Here is a 12281-nt window from a genome sequence, read left to right as displayed (position 1 = left end):
AAAGTAAGTGGATTATCTTCTGCATCTACATAAAGTATTCATCACAATGCGTCCGCTTTAAAACTGCAAGGATAATTGCGAATCTTCTCCCAAAAGGTTGAATGTCATCCGATGGTAAGGAGTCGTGCCATATTCCCTGATGGCCGCACGATGCTTCTTGGTGGGATATCCCTTATTAGAGCTCCAGTCATAATAAGGATACTCTTCATGCAAAGCCTTCATATAGTCATCACGATACGTCTTTGCCAGAATAGATGCAGCCGCAATAGAAAGATATTTGCCATCTCCTTTCACCACCGTGGTATGCGGTACATCCTGGTACTTTTTAAAACGATTTCCATCTATCAACAGATGTTGGGGCTTCAGTTTCAATCCGTCTACAGCACGATGCATAGCCAGAAATGAAGCATTCAAAATATTTATCTCATCAATCTCTGCAGGTGTCACCACTCCCACTGCCCATGCCAAAGCTTCCTTTTCTATCACTTCACGAAGAGCATACCGCTGATGTTCGGTCAACTGTTTGGAGTCATTCAACAACTCATTTTTAAAATCTTTTGGTAAGATAACAGCAGCGGCATAAACCGAACCGGCCAAACACCCACGACCGGCCTCATCGCATCCGGCTTCTATCAATTCTTTATTTAAATAAGGCAATAACATACGATTCCTGTTTTATTTCTTGTCTGCAAAGATACCCTTTTTAAAAAATAAAATCATTAGGCAGTCTCAAAATAAACGGTTAATTTTGTCGCAGAAAACATCAGTTTATTATAAAAACGTCAAATATATTTCGTATACCACACACTTACAGAAAAGAACATATATTTGCAGCAAAACAAGAAAAAATATGTTTATTATTATAGGAATTATGTTTGCCGGGATGTTACTCGGCTTTCTGCTACGCAAACAACGACTATCGTGGATACACAAAGTCATTACTGTTTTTATTTGGTTACTGCTTTTTCTGCTGGGAATAGATGTGGGTAGTAATCAAGAGATTATCAACGGATTACATACTATCGGTTTGGAAGCTGTCATCCTCACATTGGCAGCCGTACTGGGTAGCGTCACTGCTGCCTGGGCATTATGGTATATGGTATATAAAAGAAACAGGAGGAGCGAAGCATGAAAGGAAGCCTGATTATTATCTCTTTTTTTATTATTGGCACGCTGTGTGGAGTTTATCATTTGATTCCATACGACTTTACGCAAAGCAATTTAAGCTATTATGCCCTATGCGCATTAATGTTCAGTGTGGGCATCAGCGTGGGAAATGATCCGCAGACACTCCGTAATTTCCGTTCACTCAATCCACGGCTTATATTCTTACCTGTCATGACCATTCTAGGCACATTGGCAGGATGCGCAGTAATCAGTTTATTCCTCCCCCACCGTTCTTTATCGGATTGTCTGGCTGTCGGCTCCGGATTCGGTTACTATTCATTGTCAAGCATCTTCATAACCGAATATAAAGGAGCGGAATTAGGAACTATTGCCTTACTGTCCAATATATCGCGTGAGATTATTACACTGCTGTTTGCACCTTTGCTTGTAAGATGGTTTGGAAATCTTGCCCCCATATCATCCGGTGGAGCAACCACTATGGATACAACCCTGCCTATTATCACAAGGACAGCGGGGGAAAGTTTTGTGGTCGTTTCTATTTTCCACGGATTTGTGGTAGATTTTAGTGTACCGTTTTTGGTCACCTTATTTTGTTCGTTTCCATAAGTTTTACCACCTATAGGATAAACAACCCCCATAAAGCTTACCAATTAGACATAATTCAGGCACGGATTACACAGAAAACACAGAAAGAAATTCATCCGTGTAATCCATGAAATCCGTGCCTGAAGAATCGAAGGCACCATAACAGGCAAGGTATCAGAACATTTTGCTGACACGTTCGATGCCGGCAGCCAAAGCTTCTACCTCCTCTTTTGTATTATAAAGTCCGAAAGAAGCACGCACTGTCCCTTCTATACCCAAACGAATCATCAACGGCTGTGCACAGTGATGACCGGTGCGAACGGCAATGCCCAATCGGTCGAGCAAGGTCCCCATATCCAAATGATGAATATTCCCTACCAGAAAAGAAATGACCCCGCTCTTGTGTTCTGCCTCACCAAAGATGCGCATTCCTTCTATAGATTTCAAACGTTTCATGGCATACGCTGTCAATTCGTTCTCATAGGCAGCAATCTTGTCCATTCCGATAGCCGATACATAATCAAGCGCTTTTGCCAATGCCGTAGTACCGATATAATCAGGCGTTCCGGCTTCAAACTTAAAAGGAAGTTCATTGAAAGTGGTTTTCTCGAAGCTGACATTCTGTATCATTTCCCCTCCTCCCTGATAAGGCGGGAGTTTATCCAACCATTCCTCCTTTCCATAGAGTACTCCTACCCCCGTAGGCCCATATATCTTATGCCCGCTAAATGCAAAGAAATCTGCATCCAAGTCCTGCACGTCCACTTTCATGTGAGGTACGCTCTGCGCACCGTCTATCAAGACAGGGACACCGTGACTGTGAGCCGTTGCAATCATCTCCTTCACCGGATTCACAGTACCGAGCACATTGCTAACATGCACCAAACTCACCAATTTTGTACGTTCAGAAAAAAGTTTCTCATACGCATCGATAAGCAGTTCGCCTTTATCATTCATCGGGATAACCTTCAGCACAATACCTCTTTTCTCAGCCTGTAACTGCCAGGGAACGATATTACTGTGGTGTTCCATGGTAGAAACAATCACCTCGTTGCCTTCCTTCATCTGACTTTCGGCAAAGGAAGAAGCCAACAGGTTGATACTTTCAGTAGTTCCCCGTGTAAACACGATTTCATTCGAACTGCGTGCATTGATAAACTTACGGACTGTTTCACGCGAGGCTTCGTGTAACTCGGTGGCCTGTTGGGAAAGGAAATGCACACCGCGATGCACATTGGCATTAACCGAATAATATTCATCGGTAATAGCTTCTACGACACAACGCGGTTTCTGTGTGGTTGCCCCGTTGTCCAAATAAATCAGCGGTTTGCCATATACTTCCCTACCCAATATCGGAAAGTCTTCTCTTATTTTCTGTATATCGTACATAGTTAGTCCTTTCTATTTACACATAGCACATCCCCGGCACTTATTCAGTTCGCCACGGAAACGTTTTTCCACTAACAAGTGCAGGCGGTCTTTCAACGCCTCCAGACGGATGGTGTCAATTACTTCATTCACAAATGCAAACATCAACAACAGTCGGGCTTCGTGAAGACTGATACCGCGTTGCTGCATATAGAACAACGCATTTTCATCCAACTGTCCCACGGTTGCTCCATGTGAACACTTCACATCATCTGCATAAATCTCCAGTTGAGGCTGAGTATACATGTGTGCATCACGTGTGGCGCAAAGATTGCGGTTAGTCTGTTGGGAATTGGTATGCTGTGCTCCCGGACGCACCAAAACCTTTCCTGCAAAAGCACCGATAGCCTGATCATCCAACACATACTTGAACAGTTCGTTGCTGGTGCAGTCACTCACTTTATGGTCGATAAACGTATGGTTGTCCACCTGCTCGTTCTTATCAGCAATAGCCATGCCGCAAAGATTGATTTCGGCCCCCCGTCCCGACAAGGTTACTTCCGTCGTATTGCGGGTAGTACCGTTATGCAAGGTCATTCCGTTCAGCAATACATTGCTGTTGGCTTCCTGATTCACATACAGATTGCTGAAACGCACACTGCTGGTATGAGTTTCTTCAAGCTCATATAAATCAAAGACTGCATTTTCGCCGATATGAGCTTCAATCACCTGTGTAGAGAGGAAGTTAACGTTATCCATCGCATGGTCGCATACCAACAGGCGGGCTTGTGCCCCATCTTCCAACACAATCAAGATACGGCGATTCACCATAAAGTTGACATCTGCACGAAGAATATTCACCAACTGAATCGGCTTGTCTATGACTACCCCTTTGGGGACGTAGAGCATGAAGCCATCCTGTGCAAAAGTTGTATTAAAGGCAGTTATTCCATCCTTGGCAGTATCGGCCAACTTACCATAATACTTCTTTACCAATGCAGGATGTTGTTCGGACAGTTCTTTCAGGCTGCCTAGCAACACACCTTCCGGCAACTGCGGCTTAGTCAATGATTTATTGTAGAAAGCATCGTTCACTACAAAGTAAAGGGAAGTGCTCATATTAGGCACATCACACTTAAACACTTCGTATGGGTTCACAGGTATATCAAGTCGATTCAGATTTAAGCCATAATCAGGCTCAAACAACTTACTTGCATCGATATACTTATACTTTTCCTGTTTACGAGTAGGGAATCCCAATCGTTCAAAATCAGCAAACGCCTGTGCACGGGGAGCATTCAACACCTCGGCACTATGCTTGCATATCATTGCTTCGCATTGGGAAAAGAGGTCAATATATTGTTGTTCTGCTCTCATAATTATTCTCCTAATTCTGCTTTAATCCAATCGTAACCGCGCTTTTCCAATTCCAATGCCAGCTCAGGACCGGCAGTCTTCACAATACGACCTTTGTACAGCACATGAACGATATCCGGTTTGATGTAGTCCAGCAGACGTTGGTAGTGAGTAATCACGATACAGCTGGTTTCGGGAGTTTTCAACTTATTCACACCTTCCGCTACGATACGTAAAGCATCGATATCCAATCCGGAATCCGTCTCGTCCAAAATACTTAACTTCGGTTCGAGCATTGCCATCTGGAATATCTCGTTACGTTTTTTTTCTCCACCCGAAAAGCCCTCATTCACCGAACGATTAGCCAACTTATTATCCAATTCGACAACTGCACGCTTCTCGCGCATCAATTTTAAGAATTCGCTGGCAGTCAAAGGCGCCAAACCTTCATACTTCCGTTTTTCGTTCACCGCAGCACGCATAAAATTCACCATGCTCACGCCTGGAATTTCTACCGGATACTGAAATGAAAGAAACAAACCTTCATGACTACGGTCTTCAGGACTCAAAGCCAATAAATCTTTTCCTCCAAATGTAACCGAACCTTTCGTCACTTCGAAAGCCGGATTCCCTACCAATACAGATGACAGTGTACTCTTACCGGAGCCATTCGGTCCCATGATAGCATGAACCTCACCTTTCTTTATATTCAGATTAATACCTTTCAATATTTCTTTGCCATTAATACTGGCATGCAAATCTTTTATCTCTAACATAATCCTTTATCTTTTTATTTATCCTACGCTTCCTTCCAACGAAATAGCCAACAGCTTCTGAGCCTCCACAGCAAACTCCATCGGAAGTTTATTGATAACTTCTTTAGCATAACCGTTCACAATCAGCCCGATGGCATCTTCTGTCGGAATACCGCGCTGATTACAATAGAACAACTGGTCTTCGCTGATTTTGCTGGTCGTTGCCTCATGCTCTACCACAGCCGTTTCATTGTGAATATCCATGTAAGGGAAAGTATGTGCACCGCAATTACTGCCCAAAAGCAAAGAATCACACTGGCTGTAATTACGCGCATTCTCGGCTTTCTCTGCCACACGCACCAATCCACGATAAGAATTCTGGCTTTTACCTGCACTGATACCTTTGCTCACAATCGTAGAACGTGTATTTTTACCCAGATGAATCATCTTGGTACCGGTATCGGCCTGCTGATAGTTATTGGTTACAGCAACAGAATAGAATTCCGCCGTAGAATTATCTCCACTCAGGATACAACTCGGATACTTCCACGTAATGGCCGAGCCTGTTTCCACCTGTGTCCAACTCAACTTACTGTCCACTCCTTTACAATGACCGCGCTTGGTCACGAAGTTATAAATACCTCCTTTGCCTTCCGCATCCCCCGGATACCAGTTTTGGACAGTGGAATATTTCACTTCGGCACGGTCGTGTACCACAATCTCCACAATAGCAGCATGCAACTGATTCTCATCACGCTGCGGAGCCGTACATCCTTCCAGATAGGATACATAACTGTCGTCATCCGCCACAATCAATGTACGTTCAAACTGTCCGGTATTTGCCGCATTGATGCGAAAATAAGTAGAAAGTTCCATAGGACAGCGTACTCCTTTCGGAATATACACAAACGAACCATCGCTAAATACAGCCGAGTTTAATGCAGCAAAGAAATTATCACGATAGCCCACTACCGAGCCCATATATTTCTGTACCAAATCCGGATGTTCCTTCACTGCCTCACTAAACGAACAGAAAATAATGCCTTTCTCCAACAACGTCTCGCGAAAAGTAGTTTTTACCGATACAGAGTCCATGACCGCATCTACCGCCATACCACTCAGCTGGCGCTGTTCGTGCAGAGGAATACCTAATTTATTAAAGGTCTTAATCAGTTCCGGATCTACTTCATCCAAGCTCTTGGGACCTTCCTTTTTCTTGGTCGGGTCGGCATAATAAGAAATAGCCTGATAATCTATTTCGGGAATCGTGAGGTGTGCCCATGTAGGCATCTCCATTGTAAGCCAATGGCGGTATGCTTTCAATCGGAATTCCAACAGCCATTCCGGTTCCTCTTTCTTGGCAGAAATCAACCGAATGACATCCTCATTCAACCCCTTCTCTATAATATCTGTGTGAACATCCGTAGTAAAGCCATATTTATACTTCTCCTGCGTCAGCTCTTTCACATATTTATTGGGTTCTTCTTGCATATCTTATATTTCTATTAATTGTTCTGTTACATTTTTGAATACCGGGAAAAAGATACCGGACAAATCTCTTATTGAATAATATAACACCGACTCCTGCTTCTTTGTTGCATCTATCATCTCATCTTTCGGGTCAATATATTCCAATACATGGATAGCTAACCCTATCAGTATCATATATTTCAAAGCCCCCAATCCACTTCCCAGCCAACGGTTCAACCATCCCAAACGGACGGCATCCAAAGCCTTCGTCAAAAAAGAGGCAACCAATACAAAGCCTAACGGCACCGCCACCCAAATAAGAACAAATGCCAATATCTGGGCAATAACGGTCGATGTTCCCAAAACAGGAACAAGCTTTTCGGCAACGGAGGCAAATAAAGCCCGCGCCACAAGAAGTCCTGCTATCAACCCGACAATAGAAGCCAGTTGCTTCACAAATCCTTTCATCAAGCCCTGTATCACTCCAACACCTATCACCACCAATATAATAATATCTATTGTCGTCATCTTTATGATATAAAAAAGGCACGGATTACACGGAAATACACGGTTTTTATAAATACCATCCGTGAAATCCGTGTAATCCGTACCTGAAAAAATTATTATAGAGTCTGTTTAACTTCTACTTCTTCGTAAGTTTCAATGATATCTTCAACCTTGATATCATTGCAGTTTGTCAAACTGATACCACATTCAAAGTTAGTACCGACTTCCTTCACATCATCCTTGAAACGCTTCAACGCGTTGATAGTACCTGTAAATACTACAATACCATCACGAATCAAACGAGCCTTATCCGAACGCTTCACCTTACCGGTCTTCACCATCGCACCGGCAACAATACCTACCTTGCTGATGTTGAACACCTCACGCACTTCGATGGTAGCAGTTACCTGTTCCTTCAATGTAGGAGCCAACATACCTTCCATCGCAGCCTTCACTTCCTCGATAGCATCGTAGATAACAGAATATTTACGGATATCTACACCATCTTGTTCTGCCATCTTAGCAGCAGCACTCGAAGGACGCACTTGGAAACCAACAATAATTGCATTCGAAGCTGCAGCCAAGGTAACATCAGACTCAGAAATCTGACCTACACCTTTATGGATTACGTTAACCTGAACCTGCTCGGTAGACAACTTAATCAAGGAATCGCTCAATGCTTCCACTGAACCGTCGACGTCACCCTTAACGATGATGTTCAACTCATGGAAATCACCCAATGCCAAACGGCGTCCGACTTCATCCAATGTCAACATCTTCTGAGTACGCAAGCCCTGTTCACGCTGCAACTGTTCACGCTTATTGGCAATTTCACGGGCTTCCTGTTCGGTATCAATCACATGGAAAGTATCACCTGCGGCAGGAGCACCATTCAGCCCCAGAATCAATACCGGCTCAGAAGGACCGGCTTCTTTAATGCGCTGGTTGCGTTCATTGAACATAGCTTTCACCTTACCGTATGAAGTACCTGCCAACACGATATCTCCCATGCGGAGTGTACCGTTCGACACAAGGATAGTAGCTACATAACCACGCCCCTTATCCAATGTTGACTCAATAATAGAACCGGTAGCCTTACGGTCAGGATTAGCCTTCAAATCAAGCATTTCTGCTTCCAACAATACTTTTTCAAGCAATTCGTGTACACCCGTACCCTTCTTTGCCGAGATATCTTGCGACTGGTATTTACCTCCCCATTCTTCTACAAGGAAGTTCATAGCAGCCAATTCTTCTTTAATCTTATCAGGATTAGCATGCGGTTTATCTACCTTATTAATAGCAAACACAATAGGTACGCCGGCAGCCATAGCGTGATTAATCGCTTCTTTGGTTTGCGGCATCACATTATCATCGGCAGCTACAATAATAATAGCAATATCCGTTACTTTCGCACCACGGGCACGCATCGCTGTAAATGCTTCGTGACCCGGAGTATCAAGGAAAGTGATACGGCGTCCGTCTTCCAGCTTCACGTTGTATGCACCGATATGCTGGGTAATACCACCGGCCTCACCTGCAATTACATTTGCCTTACGAATATAGTCCAACAATGAAGTCTTACCATGGTCAACATGCCCCATCACGGTAACAATCGGAGCACGAGGTTGTAAGTCTTCTTCTGCATCCTCCTCTTCGGTAATGGCCTGTGCCACTTCTGCGCTGACATATTCAGTTTTATACCCGAATTCTTCGGCAACGAGGTTAATCGTTTCAGCATCCAAACGCTGATTGATAGAAACCATGATACCGATGCTCATACAAGTAGCGATAACTTTAGTAACAGGAACATCCATCATACTTGCCAATTCATTGGCAGTAACAAACTCGGTAATCTTCAATACCTTGCTTTCTTCCTGTTCCATCTCTTCCAGCTCCAACTGGCGGTTCATCACGCTTTCACGTTTCTCCTTACGGTACTTAGAAGCCTTACTCTTTGTCTTGTTAGTCAGGCGAGCCAAAGTCTCCTTTACCTGCTTAGCTACATCTTCATCGCTGACTTCCGCTTTGACAACCGGTTTCTTAAAGCGGTCCTTATTAAATTTTCCGCTTCCACTCTGGTTATTATTCGGTCTGTTATTTCCACCTTTACCGGAATTGTTATTATCCCTGCGCTGGTTATTATTACTATTATTGTTATTCGTACTACCGGCGGCAGTAATATCTACCCGCTCCTTATTAATACGATTGCGTTTCTTTTTCTTGCCGTCATCGGTTGCATTTCCGGCACCCGGTTTGGCAATTTTTTCGTCGCTCTTTCTTATCTCCTTGATAATAGCGTCCTTCATCTGCTTACGCTGTTCCTGACGCTGTTTATCTTTCTCTTCTCTCTCTTTCCGTTTTTCCTCTTTCGATTTCTTCTTCGGACGAGTAGACTGGTTCAATGCATCCAGGTCAATCTGACCTACTACATTAATCTTTGATTTAAATTCAGTAGGACGAATTTTAAATATATCGTCTTCTTCTTTTTCCTGAACGGGTGCTGCGGGTGCTTCTTTTTCCATTTCTATCACCTGGGGTTTCTTCTGTTCTTCCGCTTTTTGTTGAACTTCGGGTTCTTTCTTTTCTTCTTGGACAGGGGCAGGCTTCGGTTGCGGAGCAGGCTCTTGTATCTTCTCCTCTACCACAACCGGTTCTTGAGGAGCTTCAACCTTCTGTTCTTCAACCTTCGCAGGCTCTTCCTTCTTGGACACCGGCTGTTCGGTCTTCACAGAGACCGGTTGCTCGGCTACCTTAGGAGCAGGGCGCTTGTTCAAGCTGTCCAAATCTATTTTGCCCACTTGCTTGAATTTGGGGCGTACGTCTTCAGGGATAACAGTTTTCACGACTTCTTCTTTTTTAGGTTTTTCAAAACCGTCAATAGAGATGGAAGCCTTGTTCCGATCCTTATTCTGTCTTTCCTGAATAAATTTTTCAGACTCTATTTTCAAATTCTTATCTGTGCTGAACTCTTTCACAAGTACAGCATATTGTTCTTCGGTAATTTTCGCATTAGGGCTGGCCTCAATGGTATAACCCTTCTTTTGCAAGAATTCAACTACCGTCGTTATTCCTACATTTAAATCTCTTGTTACTTTGTTCAGTCTAATCGTCATACTCGTTTTTTAATTATTAACTACGAGCCGGTGCCGAAGATTACTCTTCAAATTCAGCTCTTAAAATTCTCAACACGTCATCTACCGTGTCTTCTTCGAGGTCCGCTTTTTCAATCAACATTTCGCGCGGAGCATTGATAACAGCCTTAGCTGTATCCAACCCGATACCTTTAATGGCATTGATAACCCACTCATCAATTTCATCCTTGAACTCATCCAAGTAGATATCTTCGTCCATTGCGTTTTCATCCAGTTCGCGGTACACATCAATCGTATATTCAGTAAGCATACTGGCAAGCTTAATGTTCATACCACCCTTACCGATTGCCAAAGATACTTCTTCCGGTTTCAGATAAACTTCAGCTTTCTTATCTTCTTCGTGCAACACGATTGAAGAAATCTTAGCCGGGCTCAAGGCACGCTGAATAAACAACTGAATGTTAGAAGTATAGTTAATCACGTCAATATTCTCGTTACGCAACTCGCGCACGATTCCATGAATACGTGAACCCTTCACACCAACACAAGCACCTACCGGATCGATACGGTCATCGTAAGACTCAACTGCAATTTTTGCACGTTCGCCCGGAATACGCGCAATTTTTTTAATGGTAATCAATCCGTCGTTAATTTCGGGAACTTCCATCTCGAACAGGCGCTGCAAAAACACAGGTGAAGTACGGCTCAGAATAATTTTTGGATTATTGTTCTTATTGTCTACACGAGCCACTACAGCACGAGCCGTTTCGCCTTTACGGTAGAAATCGCTCGGAATTTGTTCAGTCTTGGGAAGCAGCAGTTCATTGCCTTCATCATCGAGCAACAAGATTTCCTTCTTCCAAATCTGATAAACTTCCGCACTGATTACAGTACCTACCCTATCAATATATTTGTTGTATAAACTATCTTTTTCCAATTCCAGAATCTTCGATGCCAATGTCTGACGAAGATTCAGGATGGCACGGCGGCCAAACTTGGCAAAGATTACTTCATCGGTCACTTCCTCACCCACTTCATACGAAGCATCTATCTTCTGAGCTTCTGTCAGTGAGATTTGCATATTCGGATTAGTCAAGTCCTCATCTGCAACAACTTCACGGTTACGCCATATTTCGAAATCACCCTTATCCGGGTTCACGATAACGTCGTAGTTTTCATCAGTGCCAAACATTTTCGCGATTACACTACGGAAAGACTCTTCGAGCACACTTACCATAGTTGTTCTATCAATATTCTTTAATTCCTTAAATTCCGAAAATGTATCAATCAAGCTGATTGTTTCTTCTTTTTTGGCCATAATTATTTAAAACTAATTAAGTATTTAGTGTATTTTATCTCATCATACGCAAAAGTGACGTCTTCCTCCACCAATTTGGGACGCTTTGCTCCTTCCGGTTTCACTTTTCTCTCAATGGTTACGGTAAAGTTGTCTTCTCCAGCCTCCTTCAACACACCTTCCAACTTCTTGCCGGTCTTAGTCAGCACTTCAACTTCTTTACCAATGTGTATCAGATATTGTTGCAACACCTTAAAAGGTTGTCCGATACCGGCAGAGCCTACTTCCAGCTCATAGTCTTCCTCCTCACGGTCTAGTTTAGACTCAATGTAGCGGCTGAGTTCCACACAATCATCAATCCACACCCCTTCGGCATGGTCAATTTCTACTACAATTTTGTCATCCGGAGTCACTGTGACATCTACCAAAAAGTAATCTTTACCTTCCAACCATTCGTCAACAATCCGGGTTACTACATTCTTATCTATCATTTATTAGTTATTAAGAACAAAAAAAGGGCTTAATCAAGCCCCACCATTCATCCACTTCGGTGCAAAGATACAAATTATCTATCAGTGCCACAAAATATTCTAATAAAAAATTGTAGTTTTGCAGAAACTTATAACACCCTTAATTCCGCAACATAATTGATAATTATTTTTATAAGTTCCTGAGCAACATTTTGTTGCCCAGGTTTTTGCCATGTCAGCGTTTTCACTTACC

General features: G+C 43.1%; 11 protein-coding genes. 2 read left to right on the top strand and 9 right to left on the bottom strand.

The window, feature by feature from the left end; all coding sequences use genetic code 11:
• Positions 1–57 precede the first annotated feature (57 nt).
• The gene (locus HMPREF1534_RS05535) at positions 58–663 is read right to left on the bottom strand and encodes a ribonuclease HII (RefSeq protein WP_005942469.1); all 606 of its coding nucleotides are present in this window, start codon (positions 661–663) and stop codon (positions 58–60) included.
• 187 nt (positions 664–850) lie between these two features.
• Between HMPREF1534_RS05535 and HMPREF1534_RS05540 the strand changes: the two genes are divergently transcribed.
• Positions 851–1132 carry a LysO family transporter gene (locus HMPREF1534_RS05540; RefSeq protein WP_005942467.1) on the top strand — a complete coding sequence of 94 codons (282 nt, stop codon included), beginning with the start codon at positions 851–853 and terminating at the stop codon, positions 1130–1132.
• The gene (locus tag HMPREF1534_RS05545; protein ID WP_005942465.1) at positions 1129–1734 is read left to right on the top strand and encodes a LysO family transporter; all 606 of its coding nucleotides are present in this window, start codon (positions 1129–1131) and stop codon (positions 1732–1734) included. The genes HMPREF1534_RS05540 and HMPREF1534_RS05545 overlap by 4 nt, the downstream gene beginning before the upstream one ends.
• Positions 1735–1887: 153 nt before the next feature.
• On the opposite strand, the gene HMPREF1534_RS05550 is transcribed toward HMPREF1534_RS05545, so the two are convergent.
• The 8 genes from HMPREF1534_RS05550 to rimP form a co-directional block, all read right to left on the bottom strand.
• Positions 1888–3102 carry an aminotransferase class V-fold PLP-dependent enzyme gene (locus tag HMPREF1534_RS05550; RefSeq protein WP_005942463.1) on the bottom strand — a complete coding sequence of 405 codons (1215 nt, stop codon included), beginning with the start codon at positions 3100–3102 and terminating at the stop codon, positions 1888–1890.
• 12 nt (positions 3103–3114) lie between these two features.
• The gene (sufD, locus tag HMPREF1534_RS05555; protein ID WP_005942462.1) at positions 3115–4458 is read right to left on the bottom strand and encodes a Fe-S cluster assembly protein SufD; all 1344 of its coding nucleotides are present in this window, start codon (positions 4456–4458) and stop codon (positions 3115–3117) included.
• A gap of 2 nt (positions 4459–4460) precedes the next feature.
• Positions 4461–5213, bottom strand: coding sequence for a Fe-S cluster assembly ATPase SufC (gene sufC / locus HMPREF1534_RS05560; protein WP_005942458.1), 753 nt, complete (start codon positions 5211–5213; stop codon positions 4461–4463).
• 18 nt (positions 5214–5231) lie between these two features.
• On the bottom strand, positions 5232–6683 hold the full coding sequence (sufB, locus tag HMPREF1534_RS05565) for a Fe-S cluster assembly protein SufB (RefSeq protein ID WP_005942455.1): 1452 nt from the start codon (positions 6681–6683) through the stop codon (positions 5232–5234).
• Positions 6684–6686: 3 nt separating this feature from the next.
• Entirely contained in the window at positions 6687–7190 is a 504-nt protein-coding gene (locus HMPREF1534_RS05570) for a CvpA family protein (protein ID WP_005942454.1), read from the bottom strand.
• A 95-nt stretch (positions 7191–7285) separates the two neighbouring features.
• The gene (gene infB / locus HMPREF1534_RS05575) at positions 7286–10282 is read right to left on the bottom strand and encodes a translation initiation factor IF-2 (protein ID WP_005942452.1); all 2997 of its coding nucleotides are present in this window, start codon (positions 10280–10282) and stop codon (positions 7286–7288) included.
• A gap of 40 nt (positions 10283–10322) precedes the next feature.
• Positions 10323–11579 (bottom strand): transcription termination factor NusA, encoded by a 1257-nt coding sequence (gene nusA, locus HMPREF1534_RS05580; RefSeq protein WP_005942450.1) that lies wholly within the window; start codon positions 11577–11579, stop codon positions 10323–10325.
• 2 nt (positions 11580–11581) lie between these two features.
• Complete coding sequence (rimP, locus tag HMPREF1534_RS05585; protein ID WP_005942448.1) at positions 11582–12049, bottom strand: ribosome assembly cofactor RimP; 468 nt, start codon at positions 12047–12049, stop codon at positions 11582–11584.
• Between the last annotated feature and the right edge of the window lie 232 nt (positions 12050–12281).

Origin of the sequence: Phocaeicola massiliensis B84634 = Timone 84634 = DSM 17679 = JCM 13223 (assembly GCF_000382445.1) — a bacterium.
Classification (GTDB): domain Bacteria; phylum Bacteroidota; class Bacteroidia; order Bacteroidales; family Bacteroidaceae; genus Phocaeicola; species Phocaeicola massiliensis.
This window is presented reverse-complemented; position numbering and strand designations above follow the sequence as displayed.